This is a genomic window from Dokdonia sp. Asnod3-C12, from assembly GCF_045063975.1.
In the GTDB taxonomy this organism is placed as follows: domain Bacteria; phylum Bacteroidota; class Bacteroidia; order Flavobacteriales; family Flavobacteriaceae; genus Dokdonia.
The window spans coordinates 3,361,755-3,383,905 of sequence record NZ_JBEFNY010000003.1 but is presented as its reverse complement, the minus strand read 5'-3'; the positions used below and the strand labels follow the sequence as shown (position 1 = coordinate 3,383,905).

22 protein-coding genes are annotated in these 22,151 nt (G+C 36.8%); 12 read left to right on the top strand and 10 right to left on the bottom strand.

Annotated elements, in window-relative coordinates; all coding sequences use genetic code 11:
* Positions 1-60: 60 nt before the first annotated feature.
* Together ACJJVW_RS15225 and ACJJVW_RS15220 are read right to left on the bottom strand one after the other, a co-directional pair.
* Positions 61-645 carry an adenylosuccinate lyase gene (locus ACJJVW_RS15225; RefSeq protein WP_405252971.1) on the bottom strand — a complete coding sequence of 195 codons (585 nt, stop codon included), beginning with the start codon at positions 643-645 and terminating at the stop codon, positions 61-63.
* A 17-nt stretch (positions 646-662) separates the two neighbouring features.
* The gene (locus ACJJVW_RS15220) at positions 663-1,346 is read right to left on the bottom strand and encodes an NAD-dependent deacylase (RefSeq protein ID WP_298325305.1); all 684 of its coding nucleotides are present in this window, start codon (positions 1,344-1,346) and stop codon (positions 663-665) included.
* 55 nt (positions 1,347-1,401) lie between these two features.
* Here ACJJVW_RS15220 and ACJJVW_RS15215 point away from each other — a divergent pair, with 55 nt between their 5' ends.
* Together ACJJVW_RS15215 and ACJJVW_RS15210 are read left to right on the top strand one after the other, a co-directional pair.
* Positions 1,402-2,058, top strand: coding sequence for an RNA methyltransferase (locus tag ACJJVW_RS15215; RefSeq protein WP_339844273.1), 657 nt, complete (start codon positions 1,402-1,404; stop codon positions 2,056-2,058).
* 104 nt (positions 2,059-2,162) lie between these two features.
* Positions 2,163-2,798, top strand: coding sequence for a peroxiredoxin-like family protein (locus tag ACJJVW_RS15210; protein WP_405224510.1), 636 nt, complete (start codon positions 2,163-2,165; stop codon positions 2,796-2,798).
* Positions 2,799-2,893: 95 nt separating this feature from the next.
* On the opposite strand, the gene ACJJVW_RS15205 is transcribed toward ACJJVW_RS15210, so the two are convergent.
* From ACJJVW_RS15205 to rlmH, 5 genes are all read right to left on the bottom strand, one after another.
* Positions 2,894-3,703 (bottom strand): carboxypeptidase-like regulatory domain-containing protein, encoded by an 810-nt coding sequence (locus ACJJVW_RS15205; protein WP_405224513.1) that lies wholly within the window; start codon positions 3,701-3,703, stop codon positions 2,894-2,896.
* An 86-nt stretch (positions 3,704-3,789) separates the two neighbouring features.
* On the bottom strand, positions 3,790-5,727 hold the full coding sequence (locus ACJJVW_RS15200; protein ID WP_298325295.1) for a DEAD/DEAH box helicase: 1,938 nt from the start codon (positions 5,725-5,727) through the stop codon (positions 3,790-3,792).
* Positions 5,728-5,896: 169 nt separating this feature from the next.
* Positions 5,897-6,475 carry a non-canonical purine NTP diphosphatase gene (locus ACJJVW_RS15195; protein WP_405224517.1) on the bottom strand — a complete coding sequence of 193 codons (579 nt, stop codon included), beginning with the start codon at positions 6,473-6,475 and terminating at the stop codon, positions 5,897-5,899.
* Positions 6,475-7,095 (bottom strand): short-chain dehydrogenase, encoded by a 621-nt coding sequence (locus ACJJVW_RS15190; RefSeq protein WP_339844284.1) that lies wholly within the window; start codon positions 7,093-7,095, stop codon positions 6,475-6,477. The genes ACJJVW_RS15195 and ACJJVW_RS15190 overlap by 1 nt, the downstream gene beginning before the upstream one ends.
* Positions 7,096-7,244: 149 nt before the next feature.
* Positions 7,245-7,718, bottom strand: a complete 474-nt coding sequence (rlmH, locus tag ACJJVW_RS15185; RefSeq protein ID WP_298325288.1) for a 23S rRNA (pseudouridine(1915)-N(3))-methyltransferase RlmH — start codon at positions 7,716-7,718, stop codon at positions 7,245-7,247.
* Positions 7,719-7,799: 81 nt separating this feature from the next.
* Between rlmH and nadC the strand changes: the two genes are divergently transcribed.
* The 5 genes from nadC (at position 7,800) to priA (ending at position 13,358) form a co-directional block, all read left to right on the top strand.
* Positions 7,800-8,660 carry a carboxylating nicotinate-nucleotide diphosphorylase gene (gene nadC, locus ACJJVW_RS15180; RefSeq protein ID WP_405252968.1) on the top strand — a complete coding sequence of 287 codons (861 nt, stop codon included), beginning with the start codon at positions 7,800-7,802 and terminating at the stop codon, positions 8,658-8,660.
* Entirely contained in the window at positions 8,660-9,607 is a 948-nt protein-coding gene (locus ACJJVW_RS15175) for a YihY/virulence factor BrkB family protein (RefSeq protein WP_405252966.1), read from the top strand. Before nadC ends, ACJJVW_RS15175 begins: the two co-directional genes overlap by 1 nt.
* Before the next feature lie 26 nt (positions 9,608-9,633).
* The gene (locus ACJJVW_RS15170) at positions 9,634-10,197 is read left to right on the top strand and encodes a chalcone isomerase family protein (RefSeq protein ID WP_298325280.1); all 564 of its coding nucleotides are present in this window, start codon (positions 9,634-9,636) and stop codon (positions 10,195-10,197) included.
* A 108-nt stretch (positions 10,198-10,305) separates the two neighbouring features.
* Complete coding sequence (locus ACJJVW_RS15165) at positions 10,306-10,734, top strand: DUF2147 domain-containing protein (RefSeq protein ID WP_298325279.1); 429 nt, start codon at positions 10,306-10,308, stop codon at positions 10,732-10,734.
* A gap of 167 nt (positions 10,735-10,901) precedes the next feature.
* Positions 10,902-13,358 (top strand): primosomal protein N', encoded by a 2,457-nt coding sequence (gene priA / locus ACJJVW_RS15160; protein WP_405252964.1) that lies wholly within the window; start codon positions 10,902-10,904, stop codon positions 13,356-13,358.
* A gap of 60 nt (positions 13,359-13,418) precedes the next feature.
* Here the strand turns inward: priA and ACJJVW_RS15155 are convergent, their stop codons facing one another.
* Both ACJJVW_RS15155 and ACJJVW_RS15150 read right to left on the bottom strand, forming a co-directional pair.
* A complete protein-coding gene (locus ACJJVW_RS15155) occupies positions 13,419-14,219 on the bottom strand; it encodes a hypothetical protein (RefSeq protein ID WP_405252962.1) in 801 nt (266 codons plus the stop codon).
* Between the two features lie 136 nt (positions 14,220-14,355).
* Positions 14,356-15,057: a LytTR family DNA-binding domain-containing protein gene (locus ACJJVW_RS15150; RefSeq protein WP_013752083.1), complete on the bottom strand. Its 702-nt coding sequence runs from the start codon at positions 15,055-15,057 to the stop codon at positions 14,356-14,358.
* A 467-nt stretch (positions 15,058-15,524) separates the two neighbouring features.
* Between ACJJVW_RS15150 and rpsF the strand changes: the two genes are divergently transcribed.
* From rpsF to ACJJVW_RS15130, 4 genes are all read left to right on the top strand, one after another.
* Positions 15,525-15,866, top strand: coding sequence for a 30S ribosomal protein S6 (gene rpsF / locus ACJJVW_RS15145; protein ID WP_035336833.1), 342 nt, complete (start codon positions 15,525-15,527; stop codon positions 15,864-15,866).
* 3 nt (positions 15,867-15,869) lie between these two features.
* Positions 15,870-16,166 (top strand): 30S ribosomal protein S18, encoded by a 297-nt coding sequence (gene rpsR / locus ACJJVW_RS15140; RefSeq protein ID WP_108878900.1) that lies wholly within the window; start codon positions 15,870-15,872, stop codon positions 16,164-16,166.
* Positions 16,167-16,180: 14 nt separating this feature from the next.
* Positions 16,181-16,633: a 50S ribosomal protein L9 gene (gene rplI / locus ACJJVW_RS15135; protein WP_013752086.1), complete on the top strand. Its 453-nt coding sequence runs from the start codon at positions 16,181-16,183 to the stop codon at positions 16,631-16,633.
* A 99-nt stretch (positions 16,634-16,732) separates the two neighbouring features.
* Entirely contained in the window at positions 16,733-17,209 is a 477-nt protein-coding gene (locus ACJJVW_RS15130) for a DUF6495 family protein (RefSeq protein WP_013752087.1), read from the top strand.
* Positions 17,210-17,306: 97 nt separating this feature from the next.
* Here ACJJVW_RS15130 and ACJJVW_RS15125 read toward each other — a convergent pair whose 3' ends face one another.
* Positions 17,307-18,617, bottom strand: a complete 1,311-nt coding sequence (locus ACJJVW_RS15125) for a DEAD/DEAH box helicase (RefSeq protein WP_405252960.1) — start codon at positions 18,615-18,617, stop codon at positions 17,307-17,309.
* A 280-nt stretch (positions 18,618-18,897) separates the two neighbouring features.
* On the opposite strand from ACJJVW_RS15125, the gene ACJJVW_RS15120 reads away from it, so the two are divergent.
* Positions 18,898-22,116: a TonB-dependent receptor domain-containing protein gene (locus ACJJVW_RS15120; RefSeq protein WP_405252958.1), complete on the top strand. Its 3,219-nt coding sequence runs from the start codon at positions 18,898-18,900 to the stop codon at positions 22,114-22,116.
* Positions 22,117-22,151: the final 35 nt, after the last annotated feature.

Sequence of the window (22,151 nt, the reverse complement as noted above, 5' to 3'; positions counted from 1 at the left end):
GCTGCGAAAATATCAATAATTATTTGAGATATACCCTCATTTCTGTTCATCATGTAGATATTAAGAATTTTTATACTTATGATCTCTCTTTATCCATGCGGTAATGTGCTTGCATCTTGCTTTATATGCTGCACTGCTCGTCATGTAGTTTTCCTCCATAATACGTTGTAAATCTTCATGTATCCAATTAAATTCTGTGCCTAGATAATATAGCGACGTCATTGAGTATGCTTTGACAGCGACTTTTTGGTCGGTTATTAGCCAGTCAAAAGCTGAAGTGACCATGCGCTCCCTTTGAATTTTGGTTAGGGAAGCTCTCGTTTGTAAATTTTTCATTTTGTAATAGGAGATGGCAAGCTCTTCACAGATTTTGCTCACGGGTCGCAGTGCGGCATCTTGATAAACAGTATGCATCTTAGTTGTAAATAATTCAAGATGCGGAAGAATGATTGTGATATCTTCTTTGGTTGCAAATTCTGCTATCCATCCAGCTTTGGGAGATCTAGCGTCATCTACCATAAATAGAATTTCTATAACGAGCTCCGTAAGACTAGGCTCATTTAAGATTAACTGTGCGTAGTACGCACGCTTCTCACGTGAGTGATTTACATATGCTAGCTCATTATAAAGTTCAGATAACGTCATTTTTTAAGTGTTTGGACTCAATGTAACAATGAGGTAACCACCTTTTTTATACCTGTTGATGCTATTTCTGGAACTATCGTAAGACGTTCTCTCTGTGCTATTGAGGGTTTTGGATCTATAAAATAAATCTGAGCACTAGGTTTTGCAAAATCAATAAGTCCAGCGGCTGGATATACTTGCATGGAGGTTCCTACAATGATTATAAAATCTGCTTTACTCACAAGCTCTGCTGCTTTGTCTAGAAGTGGCACCTCTTCGCCAAACCAGACGATATGAGGCCTTAGCTGAAACCCTAGCGCACATAGATCTCCTTCTTTTAAGTCGGTTGACCATGGTTTTATATCGCTTTCATTTCTACTACTACGCACTTTGAGCAACTCTCCGTGCAGGTGTATCACATTTGAGCTACCTGCGCGTTCATGCAAGTCGTCTACATTTTGAGTGATAATTGTAACATTATAATCCTCTTCTAATTGTACAAGGTCTTTGTGTGCGGCATTAGGTGTGACCTCTAGCAGCTGTCTTCTTCTGTCGTTATAGAAGCGTAAAACGAGTTCTTGATTATTGTGCCATCCTTCTGGAGTAGCAACTTCCATCACATCGTGACCTTCCCAAAGACCTTCTGCATCTCTAAAAGTTTTTAGTCCGCTTTCGGCACTTATTCCTGCTCCAGAGAGGACTACTATATTTTGTTTAGACATTCTAGTTTGTTTTGCATTTTAAAAGTACAGTATCTTTGGCGTGTAAACAACAATCATGGATCAAGAGCTTCTGGCATACTTACAATCATTTCTTACAGAAAGACGTGTTCAATTATTTGATAATGTACTTAAAGAGCGTACAAATCATTTTACTGTTGCGGTGGAGGATGTGTATCAATTACATAACACCAGCGCTGTGATACGTAGCTGTGAGTCTTTTGGCGTGCAAGAGTTACACGTGATAGAAGAGGTAAATGTAAAAAGTATAGACCGTGAGATTGCAATGGGTGCTCAAAAATGGGTAGATGTGCAACGTCATAACAGCGCAAAAAGCTGTATCTCTCACTTAAAAAGTCAGGGATATAAAATAATTGCAACCTCCCCGCACAAGGATGCTCATACGCTAGAAAATTTTGACATTAATCAAAAGGCAGCGATATTCTTTGGTCGTGAGACAGAGGGATTAAGTGATACGGTGCTTGACATGGCAGACGACTTTATTTATATTCCTATGGTGGGTTTTACAGAGAGTCTTAATATTTCTGTCTCTGCGGCAATAACCATACAGCATATTATGACTAAGCTCAAGCAATCTAACGTGTCTTGGCAATATTCTGAGCAAGAGCTTTTTGATAAAAAACTCGAATGGACACGTAAGATGATCAAAGATGTGGAAAGAATCGAGCAAAGATTTATAGAAGAAAGAGGGTAGAGGTACGCTTTCGCGAAAAATTGAATTCCTGAAATATAAGCTGGAAATAAATGTAAAGTTGATGCACTTTTAAAGACCAACATTCAAATTGAAAACGTCAAATTATGAAACTTACCGCATCACTAAAAGAACTTGCAGATAACAGTATTAAACGTCATCCTGGCGCTGCTCAAGACATCATGAGAAAAGCCATTGAAGATCTTGAAGCTACAGATATATTGAAGCACGCAGTAAAGACAGGAGATAAATTTCCAGACTTTACATTGCCAAATGCTCAAGGAAAAACTATCACACTGAGTGAGCAGTTACAAAAGGGTAAAGTAGTGATTACCTTTTATAGAGGTGGATGGTGTCCTTATTGTAACTTAGAGCTTAAAGCATTTCAAGAGGTATTACCTCAAATTAAAGAGAAAGGAGCAACGCTTATTGCTATTACTCCAGAAACACCGGACAATTCGCTATCTACTAAGGAGAAAAATGAGCTGGATTTTGAAGTGCTTACTAGTGAAAATAACGAATTAGCAAGATCACTCAATTTGGTTTTTAAACTTCCAGAGGCGCTTGCAGAATTATATGGGAAATTTGGTATTGATCTTTTAGAGAGTCAAGGTAATGATGCAAATGAGCTTCCTATCGCAGCTACATATATTATTGACCAGAACGGAGAAGTTTCTTACCACTTTCTATCAGAAGATTATAAACTCAGAGCAGATCCAGAGGTGATTATAGCAGCATTGTAGCATCATATTTTCGCGAAAGCGTATCATTCAAAATGCTATATAAAACAGAAAGCCCGCTAAATATAGCGGGCTTTCTGTTTATATATAATAGATAATTAATCTTTTCTTTGAAGAACTCTGTACTCTTCATAACATTCACTTATTGCGTCGAGAATTTGAAGATCATTTGCGCTCATGATAAAATTATCTGAGTAGCTACAATTTTTAAGTATTGCGTCTATATCAACACGATCTATTTGAAGTAAAGCACTTAGCGTCTCGCGGTCAAATTTACGTTCTAGTAGATTACGTACTTTGTCATCTTCCTTCATTTGCCTAAGCTTACGAAGTTGGCCTTTCTTTCTGCTAAAAATATTATAAAGAAAATCTGCAGGATTAAAAATAGAGCTTAACACTCTAGATATTGCTCCTGGCTGACTTTTACCTACTTCATAACCAGAATTTAATCCAGATATACTGTATCGCTGATTGCTGTAAATAGGAACTCTCTTTGCATCAATTTCTAGATATCCAGTAAGCTCAATTTCTTGAACCACGACTTCTTCAAGTGCGATACCTATCTCTGTCATTTGGATTTTTACGTCACCGTATTTAATCCAGTCACCGCTCACGCGTACTTTAAGAGATTTGTATCCTAGGTAAGAGAAGTATAACGTATCATTTACCTCAGCCTTGATTTCAAATTTACCATACTCATTAGTAGTAGCTCCTTTAAAATTTGAGAGGTTGAGAATGTTTACATTTTGTAATGCAATATCTGTACTACTGCTTAATACTTTTCCATCGATAAATCCATCCTCTAGCTTTTCTTGAGCTTCGGTTGGGTCTGATGTAGTATCTATTTCTTGTGAATATCCTACTGCAACGGCAGAGAATATAAGTAGGTTTAGTATGATCTTCTTCATATGCTAAGGCAATTTATGCATTCCATAGGGAAAATCATACCAAATCTATTTATTTACAATAATTCTAACATTTAACGTGCGTCAGACTAGCTTCTGCGACGTCTTTTACCAGAAAATGGGCTCTTATTTCCTTCAGATCTGTTATCTGGAGTTCGTGGAGAAGAACTGCGTTCTGATCTCTCAGATCTTGCTGGTCTTTCTGATCTGCTTCTAGAGCGACCACCTTGGTCATCTCCATAGCTCGATTTACGATCACTACGTTGTCTGTCTGAAGATCCTCCGCCACTACGACGACGATCTCCGCCACCGCTGCGACCGCCAGATCTAAATCCATCATCACCGCCACTACGACGACGATCTCCACCACCGCTGCGACCTCCGCCACTACGACGACGATCTCCGCCACCGCTGCGACCTCCGCCACCACTGCGACCTCCGCCACCTTGAGTTTCCTCAACGCTTACACGACGACCATCAAGTTCGAAGTTTTCAAAATGTGCTATGATTTTATCTTTGTGCTCTGTATCTGTATTAAAGAATGAGAAGGCATCTTTACAGTCTACACGGTAAACACCATCTTGACCTAAACCTAATTCTTCTTTTAAGAAATCCTTAAGCTTCATCCAGTCAAAATCATCCTTGCTACCTACGTTAATAAAGTAACGAGTAGAGTCACCTGATTGTTCCTTAGCCGCTCCAACTGCATTTTGATTAAGATCTTTTGATTTCTTATAATAATTAAAGAAACGTGTAAACTCTACAGAAAATACTTTTTTAATAAGCTCTTCTTTAGTGTTGTCTTTTAAAACTTCTTCTATTTCTGGTAAGTAAGCCTCGATCTCGTCATTAATCTCTGTAGTATTAATGCTGTTTGCAAGGTGCATTAACTGTACTTGAGTGATTTCCTTTCCGTCTGGAATGGTTTTTTGCTCAAACTTCTTACCTAAGATCTTCTCAAGTTGTTTGATTTTACGCATCTCACTTTTAGTAACAATTACTAAAGAGATACCTGTTTTACCAGCACGACCTGTACGACCAGAACGGTGAGTATACGTTTCTATCTCGTCAGGTAATTGGTAGTTTACTACGTGTGTAATATCATCTACGTCAATACCACGTGCAGCAACATCTGTTGCAACAAGCATTTGTATCTGGCGATTTCTAAAGCTCTTCATTACCAGGTCACGCTGGTTCTGACTTAAATCTCCGTGTAATGCTCCTGCGTTGTATCCATCTTCAATAAGTTGCTCGGCAACTTTTTGAGTATCGCGTTTAGTACGACAAAAGATTACAGAGAAGATATCTGGATTTGCATCAGAAAGTCTTTTAAGTGCTTGGTAACGATCTCTTGTGTGTACTACAAAGTACTCATGAGATACGTTCTTTGCTCCTTCATTTTTATGTCCTACCGTTATTTCTAACGGGTTTACCATAAATTCTTTTGCTATACGTGATACTTCTCTAGGCATTGTAGCACTAAATAACCATGTAAGCTTATCTTCTGGAGTATCTGCAAGAATATTTGTGATATCCTCATAGAATCCCATGTTAAGCATCTCATCTGCTTCATCAAGTACGCAGTAGCTTAATTTTGTAATATCTACCATACGACGACGCATCATATCTTGCATACGTCCCGGTGTAGCTACAACAATTTGTGCTCCGCGAGAAATCTCACGAGCCTGCTCTTGTATGTTTGCTCCTCCATAAACTGCAACAACACGCACACCTTTCATGTGCTTTGCATACAATTTCATCTCGTTTGTAATCTGGAGACATAGTTCGCGAGTAGGAGCGATAATAAGACCTTGAGTAGTCTTACTATTTGCATCTATATTTTGTAATAGTGGAAATCCAAAAGCTGCTGTTTTTCCTGTTCCTGTTTGTGCAAGAGCAACCATATCGCGGTCTTCTGCAATAAGTTGTGGGATAGCTTCTTCTTGAATTTTAGAAGGTTTTTCAAAACCTAAATCGGCGATAGCCTGGAGTAAAGGCGCATTTAGGCCTAGTTCATCAAATGTCATAAGACAATAGTATTTATAAGTGTTAGCGTGTATAGGAAGCGCAACGACTTATAAACCAATTGCTTCGATCAACACGTGCCAAAAAATCTGGCAATACCTCACCCTGAGGTTTTTCAAGCTGCAAAAGTACTCAATAAAACTATAATGAAAGCATTAGGGCGTAAAAAACTTATTCCTGATTATGTAGAAATTCAAGAAATGCAGATACAGCAAGCCCTCTGTGGCTTATTTTTCCTTTTAAAGATGGAGCCATTTGTGCAAAAGTTGCATCGTAACCTTCTGGTCGGAAGATAGGATCATACCCAAAACCGCCATCACCGTGACGTTCTTTAGTGATTTCACCTCTGCATATTCCTGTAAAGGTTTCTGTTTTGTTTGCTTTCGCGAAAGCGATAACTGTTTTAAACTGTGCTCCACGATCCTGCTTAGTAGCAAGATTTATTAAGAGCTTGTTCATGTTATCCGAATCATCTTTTTGCTCACCAGCATATCTCGCCGAATATACTCCTGGCGCACCATCAAGTGCATCCACCTCAAGACCGGTATCATCTGCAAAACAATCGTACCCATAGTTAGTAAGCACATGATTTGCTTTAAGAAGTGCGTTACCTTCGATGGTATCTGCATCCTCAATGATTTCTTCTGTGCATCCTATGTCTGTTAAAGATAGGAGGGTAATATGATCAGGCACTAATGCTTGAACTTCGCGAAGTTTATTGTGATTGTGTGTTGCAAAAACTAGTTTCATTAGGATACAAGGCTAAAAATTGCTGCTCCGTAAATTGCATATCTTACAAAACGAGCAAGACCAAATAATGCCCAATATTTAAACTCGAAGCGAATCATACCTGCTGCAAGACTTGCTACGGCAAAAGGAAGCGGAAGTAAAGCTCCTACTAGAATTAAAAAGCCTCCCCATTTACGAGCGTTTTTTAAGTGCTTCTCCATTTTTACCTCTAGGTAATTATGAACGGATGGAATTTTTAAAGCTGCTCTTCCTGTAAAATAGGAAACTGCTCCACCAGCATATGATAATATTGCTATAAGAGATAGGTATAAAATAGGATTGCTTGTCTTGTCGCTCCATGCGATAAAAAGCTCTGGAGGAATTATACCAAGTATAGATTCTGAAACAAAAAATAAGGTAAGGACAAGCAGGTTTGAATAGTTGTCTATTACATATTGCAGTGCCGTATTAAGGTCTATTACAAAGAAGTGAATAAGAACTATCGCTGCTACTACAAGTAAGATAGGAGGGAGTGCTTTTTTAAGAGCGTCCTTTAAAAAAGTATAAAAACCAGTGTACACATAGTACTGGTGCAATAATTGCAGCCTGTTTTTCTTTTTTGTACCTGATTGTGATCCCATTAAATTGTAGTCGAATTAAGGATACAAAAATAACACGTAGCGGTAATAATTATGCTACTTATGCTCATAAAAATAGGTTAAACCCAATAATTATTTAGCATTAATAAATTAGGGCAATTAAAAGACGATTCTAATTCTAGAAATTATGTTTATTGATGATGATATGGCTCACCTTTTAAGATAGTATATGCTCTATAAATTTGCTCGGTAATAAATAGTCTTACCATCTGGTGAGAAAATGTCATAGATGATAATGATACTTTTCCTTGTGCTTTTGCATAAACCTCTTCAGAAAATCCATAAGGACCACCTATGACAAAGACTAATGTCTTGATGCCACTATTCATTTTTTTTTGTAAAAATTTTGAAAAGCCTACGCTTGTAAACGTTTTTCCATTTTCATCAAATAGCAAGAGGTGGTCATAAGGGCCTATTTTAGATAAAATAAGGTCGCCTTCTTTATTTTTTTGTTCTTGCTCACTAAGATTTTTGACATTCTTAATATCCGGGAGAATTTCTATGGAGTATTTTACATAAAAGTTGAGCCGTTTACTATACGTGTCTACCAGTGCTTGCAACTGTTTATTATCGGTCTTGCCTACGCAGAGAAGTTTAATATTCATATGGCAAAAATACAAAACTACATTACAGAAGTAAGAAGCTTTACCTTTTGCTTATTTTTACATCAAAGGAACAATACAAATATGATTTCAGAAGCACAATTTCAGATTGAGATAGAAGGTATAATTGCAAATGCTATAAGAGAGGATGTAGGTGATGGAGACCACAGCTCACTAGCTTGTATACCAGCAACCGCCACTGGAAAAGCAAAATTACTTGTAAAGGATGAAGGTATTCTTGCAGGTTGCGCTTTCGCGAAAGCGGTATTTGCATACGTAGATCCTTCATTAAAAGTTGAGGATATATTAACGGATGGAGACGCTGTAAAATATGGTGATATTGCATTTTATGTATCTGGTTCAAGTCAGAGCATTCTTAAAGCGGAACGCCTAGTGCTTAATGCTATGCAGCGTATGAGTGCTATTGCGACGAAGACAAAGTTCTTTGTGAACCTTTTAGAAGGAACAGATACTAAAATTCTAGATACAAGAAAGACAACGCCAGGAATAAGAGCGCTAGAAAAATGGGCTGTAAAAATAGGTGGTGGTGAGAATCACCGTTTTGCCCTGTATGATATGATTATGCTTAAAGATAATCACATTGATTTTGCGGGTGGTGTAACAAAAGCAATTCTCAAAACAGTAGATTATCTTAAGGAAGAGCAGCGAGATCTGAAGATTATTGTAGAAGCTAGAAGTCTGGATGAGATTAAAGAGATACTTGAAAATCACGAGCATGTATATCGTATTCTTATAGATAATTTTAATTATGAGGATACTCGTACTGCAGTCGCATTAATAGGCGATAAATGCCTTACAGAATCTTCTGGTGGTATTAATGAAGAGACGATACGTGAGTATGCTCTTTGCGGTGTAGATTATATTTCTAGTGGGGCGCTCACGCATTCTGTCTATAACTTAGATCTTAGTTTGAAAGCAGTTTAATGGCATCAGATAAGACAATAGAACAACGTTTAATGAGATTCAAGCCTTTCTGTTGGCTTGTGAGTATCTTGGATAGTATCGTTATTCCTGGCTTTGAGGGAATGACGCTTCTTTACTTGCTACGCGCTTATTTTAATGGGATTATACAGGGAGCTCTGGGATCTCGTGCAAGTTCTATTGCCTATAGTTTTTTTATGGCCATTTTTCCGGCATTGCTGTTTTTACTTAATTTAGTGCCATATGTGCCTATTGAGAATTTTGATATCAAGTTCATGGCCTTTATTTATGAGTTGATACCTGCGCAATCCTTAGATTTCTTTAAACCTATCATAATCGATATCTCACAGAATGAGAGAGCAGGTCTTGCTTCCTTTGCTGGTTTGCTTGCCTTGTTTTTAACGGCAAATGGTGTTAACGCCATTTTTAGTGGTTTTGAGGGTTCTCATTACAATGAGATAAGCCGTAATTTCTTTAGGCAATATGCGGTTGCTTTAGGGACTTCCATTATTCTGGCATTGTTGTTGGTTACTACTATATCAGTAGTGATATATTTTGAATTGTTACTTAATTCATTGAGAGAGCGTGACTTTATGAGTAACGACATGGATATCGCGCTATTAAGCATAGGGAAGAACCTGTTTTTAATCATTATGATTTATTCGGTAATTGCTACGCTATATTATTTTGGAACTAAAGAAGGGCGTAAAAGTCGTTTCTTTTCACCAGGAGCATTAATGACAACAATATTATTTATGATAACCACTTATCTATTTGGCATTTATATTGATAATTTTGGCACATATAATGAGTTGTATGGCTCTATTGGTGCATTATTAATAATGATGCTTTATATTTGGTTAAATTCCAATTTGATTTTATTGGGTTATGAGCTGAATGCAACCCTTCAAAAATTACGAATTTTACATAAAAACCCTAATTCAAATTAAATAACTCACAAACACAAAGAAAAATTATGAAAAAGTATTTATTAGCTTTAGTAGCTGTATGTAGTCTTACAGTTAGCCAGGCACAAACAGTAGTAGGAGATGCAACTTTACCTAACTCAGTAACAATGGGAGGTACAGAACTTATCCTTAACGGTGCTGGTATGAGAGAGAAGGTAGTATTTGACCTTTATGCTGGAGGATTATATCTAGTGTCAAAAAAGAGTGATGCTGCAGCAATTATCAATGCAGACGAGACTATGGCGCTTAAATTAGACATCGTTTCTGGAATGGTTTCTAGTAAGAAAATGATAGGAGCTGTAGATGATGGTTTTGACGCTTCAATGAATGGCAATACTAGTTCGCTAGATGCGAAGATTGAGCAGTTCAAAGGTTTTTTCAGCGATAAGATTGTAAAAACAAACGTGTTTGACATCGCTTATATTAAAGGAAAAGGAACTGTAGTTTACAAAAATGGAAAAGAAGTAGGATCTATTGCAGGTCTTGATTTTAAGAAAGCTCTTTTCGGAATCTGGTTAGGTAATGACCCAGCAGATGATGATCTTAAAGATGCGATGTTAGGTAAAAACTAATTATCACAATCATATTAAAAATGGCGATCACTTGTGACTCGCCATTTTTTATGCATTATAATCTCTCTGTAAATCACATTAATTTTAGAATCTTAAAACTTGAATACTATGAAAAAACACATAACCCTACTTATGCTGCTATTTTTTGCAGTGAGCATACAAGCGCAACAAGGAACTATTTTTGGACAATGGAAAACTATAGATGATGAGACTGGTGAGGCAATGTCTATCATAGAAATTTATAAAAAGGATGGTAAAGTGTTTGGTAAGATTGTAGATATATTAAATCCAGCAAATCGTGACAAGACTTGTATTTACTGTAAAGGTGAAGATTATGATAAACCACTCATAGGTCTTGATATCATTAAGAATCTAGAAAAAGATGATGATGAATATGAGGGAGGAACCATCTTTGATCCAGAAAAAGGAAAAGAATATAAAGCCAAACTGTGGATTGACGAGGATGATAAAGATGTCTTAAACGTTCGTGGTTATATAGCATTCTTATTTAGAACACAACAGTGGATAAGAAGCTAGAAATCTAGCCTTCTAAAATTGAAAGCCGTTTCTTTTGGGAGCGGCTTTTTTTATGCTTTCGCGAAAGCGTATGTCAAACATCAATGTTCTTTTTATTTACGATTAGCACCTACGTTTGATCTGCTTCTGTAACTTTGTATATTCATACTTTCTTATCACAATTTGCTATGCCTTATTTTATAGATGTTATACTTCCTATCCCTGTAGAGAATACGTTTACGTACCTCGTCTCTGAGGCAGAGTATAACTATATTCAAAAAGGGATGCGGGTTGCTGTTCCTTTTGGTAAAAAGAAAGTATATGCTTCTATCGTAAAAAACAAACATCAGCAGGCGCCTACAATTTATGAAGCCAAGGAAATACAGCAAATTCTAGATGAGGACCCAATAGTCACAGAGGAGCAGCTCAAATTCTGGAGTTGGATTGCAGATTACTACATGTGTACCGAAGGAGAGGTAATGCGTGCTGCGCTCCCTAAGGCTTTCTTACTGGAAAGTGAGACTGTGATAAGACTTAAGGAAGATGGGCTTGATATAGATGAGACATCACTTAAGGATGATGAGTTTCTTATTTATGAAGCTTTGCAACATCGTTCAGAATTAAAGGTTCATGAGGTGATGGATATTCTAGACAAGAAGAAAATCCTTCCATCTATACAGCGTTTAATTGATCAAGGTGTGATTGAGATGCAAGAAGAGATTTATGAGCAATACGTACCTAAGCTTGTAAAATTTATCACTATTGCGCCAGCATATGAAGGCGAGGAAGGGCTAACTAATGTACTAGAAGAATTATCTCGAGCTCCAAAACAAAGAGAAATGGTGCTCACATTTTTTTCGCTTAAAGCGAAAACAAATAAACCTATCTCATCTCAAGATTTACAAAAAGCATCTGGCGCTACTGCTAGTCAGCTCAAGGCGCTGGTGGATAAAGGTGTTTTTCAAACGTATCAGAAACGCCAAGACCGCGTAGGTTTTGACGGTGAAGTTTTTGAAACGAAGGTTCTCAATGAATACCAGCAGACGGCTTATAATGAGATAAAAAGTCATTTTGAAACTAAAGATGTAGCCTTGTTGCATGGAGTAACTGCATCGGGTAAAACGGAGATTTATGTGCAGCTTATTGAAGAGATGCTTGAATCTGGTGATCAAACACTCTACTTACTTCCAGAGATAGCACTTACTACGCAGTTAATAACTAGGCTACAAACATACTTTGGTGAGCGCGTAGCGATTTTTCACTCCAAATACTCAGTAAACGAGCGAGTAGAGGTGTGGAATAATGTATTGAAAAAGCTGGATAAAGCTCAAATCATTATTGGGGCACGTAGTGCACTTTTATTACCCTTTAGAGATTTAAAATTTATAGTTGTAGACGAGGAACATGAGAGTAGTTTTAAGCAATACGACCCTGCACCTAGGTATCATGCTCGTGATGCTGCTATTGTGCTAGGAGCAATGTTTAAAGCAAAAGTATTACTAGGGTCTGCAACGCCATCTATAGAAACAGTATACAACGCACAGCAAGGGAAATATGGTTATGTGTCTTTAAAACAACGACATGGAGGTATTTTAATGCCTGAGATTAATCTTGTAGATATTAAGGAGAAAAGCAAAAAACGTGAGATGACGGGTCACTTTTCTGACACCTTAATACGCGCAATTACAGATGCACTAGCATTAGGGGAGCAAGTAATTCTCTTTCAAAACCGTAGGGGTTTCTCACCTATATTAGAATGTACTACTTGTGGTCACGCACCGCAATGTCCTAATTGTGATGTAAGTCTTACCTATCATAAATACAGATCACAACTACGTTGTCATTATTGTGGTTATAATATCGCATTACAGCAAAAATGTATGGCTTGTGGTAGCGCAGAGCTTACTACAAAGGGCTTTGGAACAGAGCAAATAGAATTAGAACTGAAAGAGCTGTATCCAGACAAATCTATTGCAAGAATGGATTCTGATACTACTAGAGGTAAGTATGGATTTGAAAAGCTTATTACTGCCTTTGAACAAGAGCAAATAGATATTCTTGTAGGTACGCAAATGCTTACCAAAGGATTAGATTTTAGAAATGTAACTCTTGTAGGAATCATGAATGCAGATAGTATGCTCAATTTTCCAGATTTTAGAGCGCATGAACGCAGTTACCAATTGATTGCTCAAGTATCGGGTAGGGCAGGGCGAACAGAAAAGCAAGGTAAAGTACTTGTGCAGACGTATAATCCTTATCATCAAATCTTACAGCAGGTCTCTGCAAATAAGTTTGAGGAGATGTACAAGGAGCAATTAGAAGAGCGTCGTAATTTTAAGTATCCACCGTTTCATAGATTGATACGGATTACATTAAAGCATAGAGATTATCAAAAAATAGAAGAGGCTAGTATCTGGCTCGCAAAAGCACTAAGGCAAACGTTAGGGCCAGACGCAGTCTTAGGCCCAGAGACTCCTTCTGTGGCAAGGATACGAAATCAATATAGGCGTAATGTACTAATTAAGATAAGTCGCCGTCAGAAATTATTAGAGACTAAGAAAGCAATAAAGCGGGTTGTGACAAGTTTTAATGCTATTGCTCCTTATAGAAGTGTACGACTTGTGATAGATGTGGATTGTTATTAATAGTTTAGATTTTCAAGTTTAAGTCTCAAACTAAATTTAGTTGAATATAAAATATAGCACTTATTTTATCTGGATATGGATATGGATATGGTCATCATGTCTAACAGCACGACAACCGTGAAATCTAATTTTATTATTAGAAAGGTTTAAGCGACTTTTTAGATGAGGCTCTATAAATAGTTTGCTTAGATTATTATCCTTTAAGATTTCACTAATAAGGTTTTTTGTTCCGCTGTTTGAAAATATAATATCATCATTTATAGTTCCAAAAGATAAGTATTTGGGGAAGTCATATTGCCAAAACCCGCGTTTTTGGCAAGCCAAATTCTGATTATACTCTCTAACTTGAGGATTCTCAAAAACACCATATCCACTTACTGACTTTTTTCTATTTGTAATTTCTGCGTTGTCGTCTTGATATACAAGGGAGATGTCTATTTTTTTTCCATCGTTATGACTTAAATGAGGGAGTAATGGAAATTTGTCAAAAAATGGAAAGCTGGCGTCTAAATGAATGAGCTTTATATTTTTATTACTTTTTGCGTAGGCTTTAGAGGTGTTGTCAAGTAGTTGCTGTAATTCTGGCTTGACGTAATCCCTATTAGCTAGCTTGTAAAAGAAGGAATGTGCTTCTAGAAATTCTGTTTCTTTAATTTTTTCTCGTCCAAAAATTGGCGCTAGAATTGGTGTAACCAGAAATGTTGCTATTAAATATAGAAAAATAAACAGAGAAGATCCTTTTAAAATTGATTTGCTCTTTACTTGTTGTAGCGTTAATAGTGTAACTACATAAACAGCACCGCCTATTTGAGTAACAATGGTTAGTGCTATGATTGCGATTAAGTGTAAAAGATTTTTCAAAAATGGATAATGGTTATATTAAAGCTACAACGTTTAAATGTCACAACAATTATAATAGATTAAATTAACCGCATAAAAAATCCCACTCAACGAGCGGGATTTTTAATTTTATATCTAAATTTTGTCTAACGTCTACTTATGCAGATAGAGCATCTATAAGCTCTGACTTTTTATGTCTCGATAAAGGAATTTTTTCTCCGTCTATCTCAATATTTCTACTGTTGTATTTATCTACCTTATCTATATTGATAATGTAAGACTTGTGTATACGCATAAAACGTTCTGGTGGTAATTGTGCTACAAATGATTTCATCGTTGCAAGTACAACAATAGGATCATGCACAGTAACTAACTTTACGTAATCTCCAAGAGCAGTGATATATTTAAGCTCATTGAGCATCACTTTCTTTTTCTTTAGGTTACTTTTTACAAAGATATAGTCATCATCTTCGACAGCACCTTCAGTTTTTAGTTTGTGTAAGCTTATTGCTTTATAAACCGCATTTGTAAAGCGATCCTTAGTAAGTGGTTTACGTAAGTAATCGATTGCGTTATAGTTAAAAGCCTTGTAAGCGTATTTTGTTTTACCTGTCACAAATATAATCTGTGGCTTATGGATTAGATCATCAAGTAAATCAAATCCAGAGAGGATAGGCATTTCTATATCAAGAAAAAGCAGGTCTACTTTAGTCTCGATAAGACCATTTTTAGTTTCTATGGCATTGTTATATTCGGCAACTAGTCGTAAGTTAGGGTGATCATTGATCATCTTTACGATAGCTAGACGTTGTAAACTTGAATCATCCACAACTGCGCAGTCTAATAGTACTCCTTCCACAGCAATTAGTATTTAAATTAGGTTAAGTTTGTCAATATTAAGTAAAAATAACCTATTTACCAACAAAATCATGACTTTCATCGGGTATTCGTGCGATTGGTCGAATGATTTTTCCTTTATTCTCATAGGGAACGGCGATTTTAACGTCTTAATCGGTAAAAATTTGACTATTGACGATTGGGCGTAGGTTTAGACAAATTAAAGAGACCTAGAATTTCAGTTTTTACACGATTTAGCTTTAATTATAATCTATGAACTAGATGATAATTAGAACAACCTTGAGAAGTGTCCTTATTATATAGTAATTGCGTGGATTCTGTAAATTCACTTTTTCGCGAAAGCAAAAAGCTAAAAATGAGATTCTATAATTAAGGTAGCATTTTTTTACAATTTATAAACAATATGCTATTTGAATATTAAAAGTAAATCGTTACTTTTGCACTCATTTTTAATTAAACTCATATTATATGAACCATTACGAAACTGTTTTCATCTTGAATCCCGTTTTATCTGATGATCAGATAAAGGAAACAGTAAAGAAGTACGAAGGTCTTCTTAAAGAAAAGGGCGCTAAGATGATTAGTAAAGAGGATTGGGGCTTAAAAAAGCTTGCATATCCTATCCAAAACAAGAAAAGCGGTTTTTACCACTTACTTGAATTTACTGTTGATGGACAAGCTATCAATGATTACGAACTAGCTTTTCGCCGTGACGAACGTGTGATGCGTTACCTTACGGTAGCACTTGATAAGCACGCGATCTCGTGGGCTGAAAGAAGACGTGAAAAACTAAAAAAGCAAAAAGCGTAAGTTATGGCATCTTTACAACAACAAGCAAAAGGAAAGAAGGACGGAGATATCAGATATCTTACGCCTCTTAACATTGAGACTAACAAAGCAAAGAAGTACTGTCGTTTTAAGAAATCTGGTATCAAGTATATCGATTACAAAGATGCAGACTGGCTAGCAGGTTTTGTAAACGAGCAAGGTAAATTGTTACCACGTCGTCTTACAGGAACTTCTTTAAAGTACCAACGTAAAGTGTCTGTAGCAGTAAAACGCGCACGTCACCTTGCATTGATGCCTTATGTAACTGATTTATACAAATAGAAACTAGATAACAGATGGAACTTATATTAAAGAAGGACGTTGAAAATCTAGGATTTGCAGACGATCTAGTAGAAGTAAAAAACGGATACGGTAGAAATTACCTAATCCCTAATGGTCATGCTGTACTTGCAACGCCTAGCGCAAAGAAAGTACTTGCAGAGAACCTTAAGCAACGCGCCCACAAAGAACAAAAATTTGTGGACGATGCACAGAAGCAAGCAGATAAACTTAACGGACTTGAAGTTAAGATTACTGCAAAAACTGGAGATGGAGACAAGCTTTTTGGATCTATTAACAATGCAGACGTTGCAGAATACCTAGCAAAAGAAGGTGTTTCTATCGATAAGAAATTTATTTCTATCGCAGGAAATGTTGTAAAACGCTTAGGTAATTATGAAGCAAAAGTACGTTTCCACAAAAATGTGGTAGCTACACTTCCTTTTGACGTAGTAGCAGAGGCTAACTAAGTCATTAGACATTATATGAAAAGCCGTTCTTACAACCGTAAGGACGGCTTTTTTATGAAATTTATTTTTTAATACGCTTACGCGAAAAAGTGATTCACAATGAAATACGCTCGCCTTACAAAAGAACAACTAGAAGAATTAAAGCCAGAATTTATAAATTTTCTAGCAACGCAATCTATCACTGGTGATGAATGGGCAACCATTAAAGAAAAACAACCACAAGTAGCCGAAGAGGAAATAGATGTTTTCTCAGATCTTGTGTGGGAAGGTGTGCTTACCAAAGCACAATACCTAGAGCACGTATCTCCTAACCAGATGCACTTATTCTTACTAGGAGAAAATAATATGTCACTTATTGCTGTAAAAATCAATAAGGAAGATATAGACATCACCACTGCCGAAGGCTATGCATGGCTTAAAGAAAACTTAGGGGATGATGATGTTGTTTTTATGAGTGCAAGCAAAGATTATAGCGCAGATCGTAATGCAGATAAGTTTAAACTTATAAGTGAGGGTGCTGTGATAACTAGAGGAGACCTTTATAAATGGTTTGCTCGCTTTGTAGAAGTAAAATAATTCTTATAACCAAAATTGGTTATCATTAAAAAAGGATTGTAAAGACTACTTATTAAATGTAGTTTTTACAATCCTTTTCTGTTTTACAAATGCTTCTCTAGGCGTGTTGTATTCTTAGTTTTGCCTTTTTAAGTCGCTTATTATCTAGTCTTTGTATCATTTCTTCTGCAATACTTTTATGTACAGCTACAAATGATTGTAAATTTTTGACCTCTATAGTACCTAGATGTTCTCTATCTATGTTTCCTTCTTTAAAAAAGAAACCAGCAATATCACCTTTAGAAATCTTATCCTTACGTCCTCCAGAAAGCTCTAAAGTTCGCCATTGTGATCCGTCAGGTATACCTTTGTCATGTATGAACTCTTCATCCATTTGTGGCATAAACTCTGGAAGTTTCTCATCTTTCCAGTGTAATACGTATGCTGTACCTTCAGACTGCATACGAGCTGTACGACCATTACGGTGCGTAAACTCTTCTGCATGAATAGGTAAGTGGTAGTGTAGTATGAATTTTATTTCTGGCACATCAATACCACGGGCTGCAAGATCTGTTGCAAGTAGTAATTGGTGCGTACCGTTACGAAACTTAAGTAACGACAGTTCACGCTCTCTTTGTTCCATACCACCATAAAAAGTCCCGTGAGCAATACCACGATCACTAAGGTATTCACTTATACGTGCGATAGTTCCTTTGAAATTGCAAAAGATAATCCCTGGCTGATCGCCTAGATGGCACAACGCCTTAACAAGCATATCTAGCTTATCCTTATCTGGGGATACAATAGCTTTTATCTCAAGTTTTGATCCTCCTTCATGCAAGTAGTCTACTTCTACCGGAGTAGTAAGGCCTACAAACTTTGGGATCTCTATTCCTTGTGTAGCAGAGGTAAGCACTTTCTTTTCTAGAGCCGGTAGAAAACTAAGGATTTCTGTCATTTCTCCTTCAAAACCTACCTCTAGTGATTTATCAAATTCGTCTAGAATTAAAGTTTTAATGTGATCTGTAGAAAATGTCTCTCTGCGCATATGGTCTGCTACTCTACCAGGCGTACCTATTAAAATAGCTGGACGATGTTTTATAGCTTGCCTATCTGTATTAAAACTTTGCCCACCATAAGCAGCATGAATTTTATATCCAGTCCCCATGTTACGAGCTACATTTTCTATCTGGATAGCAAGCTCGCGTGAAGGAACGACAATAAGTAATTGCACTTCTTCACAATCTGGATCAAGTGCTTCTATTACAGGTAATAAAAAAGCGAGTGTTTTACCAGTACCCGTAGGAGATAGTAATATCACCTCTCTTGCAGATTGTATTGCTAGTTGAGCTGCTTCTTGCATCTCATTGAGGGTCTTAATCCCTAGCTTGGCAAGGATTTGTTTTTGCGTTTTTTGGTTACTTGTCATAGACTGCAAAGATAATTATTCATTCATGAGTTATCATATTTTATAGAGTACATGTGAAATTGTTGTTTGTGAATTAAATAAGTTATTTTAGAATATTTTGGATTGATAACATGATGATAATGAGGTGTTATCGATATTGTTTGTGATGATTTTACGCTTTCGCGAAAGCGCACCTAAAAAGTATTTAACAATTGTTAAGAAAATGCTAAAGAAATGTTACTAAAATGAGCGTCTACCTTGATTTACTCTAGTATTTTTACGGGAAACAAATTCAAACTTTATGTTCAAAAAAATTTTCTTATTAATTGTAGTACTTGGCGCTTTTAGTTTGCAAGCACAAGTAACTACTTCCTCTATTTCGGGAGTAGTAAATGGAGGTAGCGAGACTTTGCCAGGGGCAAATGTACTTGCAGTACACACTCCTACAGGTACAAAGTACGGAGCTATTACAAACTTTGACGGTCGTTTTAGTCTATTAAACCTACGTGTGGGTGGACCTTATACGATCACAATGAGCTATGTAGGTTTCCAAAGTCAGGAATTTACAGGCGTAACTCTTAATCTAGGAGAAACGTACAACGTTGAAGTAACACTGAGTGAAGATAGCAATGCGCTAGAAGAAGTAGTAATTACAGGTTCTCGTAATAATACTTTTAGTGATGGCCGCACAGGTGCAGCGACAAATGTAGGTGAGAGACAATTAAAGTCACTTCCTACAATATCTAGATCTGCAGCAGATTTTTACCGTCTAGAGCCTAGTGCTTCTAGTAATGGATCTTTTGGAGGACGTAACGATCAGTATAACAACTTTAGTCTTGATGGGGCGGTTTTCAATAATCCATTTGGACTTGATGCAGCGACTCCAGGAGGACAGACAGGTTCTCAACCTATATCTCTTGATGCTATTGAGCAAATTCAAGTAAGTACAGCTCCTTATGATGTAACGCTTTCTGGATTTACAGGAGCTTCTGTAAATGCAGTAACAAAAAGTGGTACTAATGAAGTAAAAGGAACTGTTTACGGTTTTTACAGAAATGAAGATCTTACTGGAGGTAAAGTAGGAGGAGATGACGTTTTTGTAGCAGACCAGAGCCAGAATACTTATGGTATCTCTATAGGAGGACCAATCATCAAAAACAAACTATTTTTCTTTGCAAACTTTGAAAAGGAATCTAGATCAGATCTTGGAGCTCCATGGGCACCTAACAGAAATACTGGAGCAATCAATGAGTCTCGCGTATTACCAGCAGATCTTGATGCTGTTTCTGCTGCACTAGGAAGTATCCAGTATGCAGACGGTTCTTTTTATGAGCCAGGAAGATATGAAGGATTTAACTTTGATGCAGGTTCTACAAAAGCACTTTTCAAGTTAGATTGGAACGTGAATGACAAGAACCGTGTAGCACTTGTTTATAACTTACTACGCTCTTCTAAGGAAAATCCAGCAAACCCAAATGCAATTGCACTTCGTGGACCTAACCAGACTACATTGCAGTTTGAAAATGCAGGATATGAAATAAACAACAACATAGATTCTTTCCAGTTTGAGTGGAATAGCGACATAGCTAGTAACATCTCAAATAAATTACAAGTAGGTTACACGTTCTTTGATGATTTTAGAAAGCCTTTTTCTACACCAGGTCCATCTATAAACATTACAAAAGGAGGACAAAACTATATCATAGCTGGTCATGAGCCGTTCTCAATTTCAAATGTACTTGAGCAACAAGTTTTCCAAATCACAAACAACTTGAATATTGTTTCTGGAAGTCACACATTTACTTTAGGAACGTCATTTGAGAAATTTAGCTTCTACAACTCATTTAACTTAACAGGTTACGGTTTTGATTTATTTGGAAGTGTATCAATCGATCAAGACATGGATTTTGATGGTGATGGAGTACTAGATACAGATTATGTAAATGATACAACTGGAGAAACTGACCTTGTGGCTTTTCAAGATTTCTTAGTTAATCAATATCAAGGAACTTTCTTATCTGCAGAGGCAGAGTTTAACGAGAATAATGGTCTTCCTATTGGTGATCCAGCTGGATGGGCACTTGCCGAAACTAACGTAGGGCAGTTCTCTCTTTATGGACAAGATCAATGGAAAGCAACAGATGATTTAACTCTTACACTAGGGCTACGTCTTGATAAGCCATTATACTTTGATACAGAAGATAAAATTCAAGAGAACATTGATCGTAAAGGAACGTACCAACCAGAAAACGTTTATGTAGATCCATCAACGGGAGAAGATATTCTTCTAGATAGTACAGTACTTCCAGACAATGGATTCTTATTCTCACCTAGATTAGGTTTTAACTGGGATGTAGAAGGAGATAAGACTTTCCAAGTACGTGGAGGAACAGGGATATTTACAGGTCGTTTTCCTTTTGTATGGTTAGGTAACCAAGTACAAGGTGTTGACTTTTTCTTCTACCAGACAGTAGATCAAGATTTTAAATGGCCACAAGTATGGAGATCTAATATAGGTGTAGATTACCGCCTAGATAATGGCGTGGTACTTACAGGAGACTTCTCTTACACAAAAGATCTTAACGCTGCACACGTTCAAAACTGGGCACTTGATAATCCATCTGCTACATTACAAGGAGTAGATAACAGACCTATTTATCAAGCTTCAGATTTTTCTACTAATGCCTTTGGCGGACCTACAAATGCGTATGTATTTACAAACTCTGATAACGGTCGTACAATTAACGCTACGTTAAAAGCAGAAAAATCATTTGGTAACGGACTTTATGCAAGTGTAGCATATAACTACCTAGATTCTAAAAATGTAAACTCTATTGACGCAGAGATTACAGGTGATGCTTTTAACGCAAATGCAATACGTGGTAATGCAAATGATGCAGTATTATCAAACTCACGTTATGGTGATCAACACAGAGTAATTGCTGTAGCTTCAAAGAAATTTGAGTATGGTGATGGCAAGTTTGCTACTACCATTTCTACATTTGCGGAGTGGGCTAGAGGAGGACGTTTTAACTATACGTATGCTGGTGATGTTAACGGTGACGGAAGTAACTTTAACGACCTTATTTACATCCCAACTGCTGGAGAAGTATCACAGCAAAATTTTGCTACACCAGAACAAGCAGCAGCATTTAATCAGTACATCGAGCAAGATGATTACCTGAGCGAAAACAGAGGTGGATATGCAGAGCGTTATGGAGCACTTGCACCATGGAGAAGCCGTGTTGACTTCCGTTTATTACAAGATTTTAATTTTGATGTAAAAGGAAAGAAAAACACAATCCAGTTTAGTGTTGACGTTCTTAACTTAGGAAACTTTATCAATTCTGATTGGGGACTTGTTGAGCAACCTAACAGTATCCAGCCAGTAAGTGTAAGCGTTGCAGACGGTGTACCTACATACACGTTCAATGAAGAGCTTACTCAAACATTTGGAACAGATGCAAGTCTTTTAAACAGATGGCAAGCACAATTAGGACTACGTTATATCTTTAACTAAGCTATTGTAGATTCTTATTATTAGCAATAAAAATG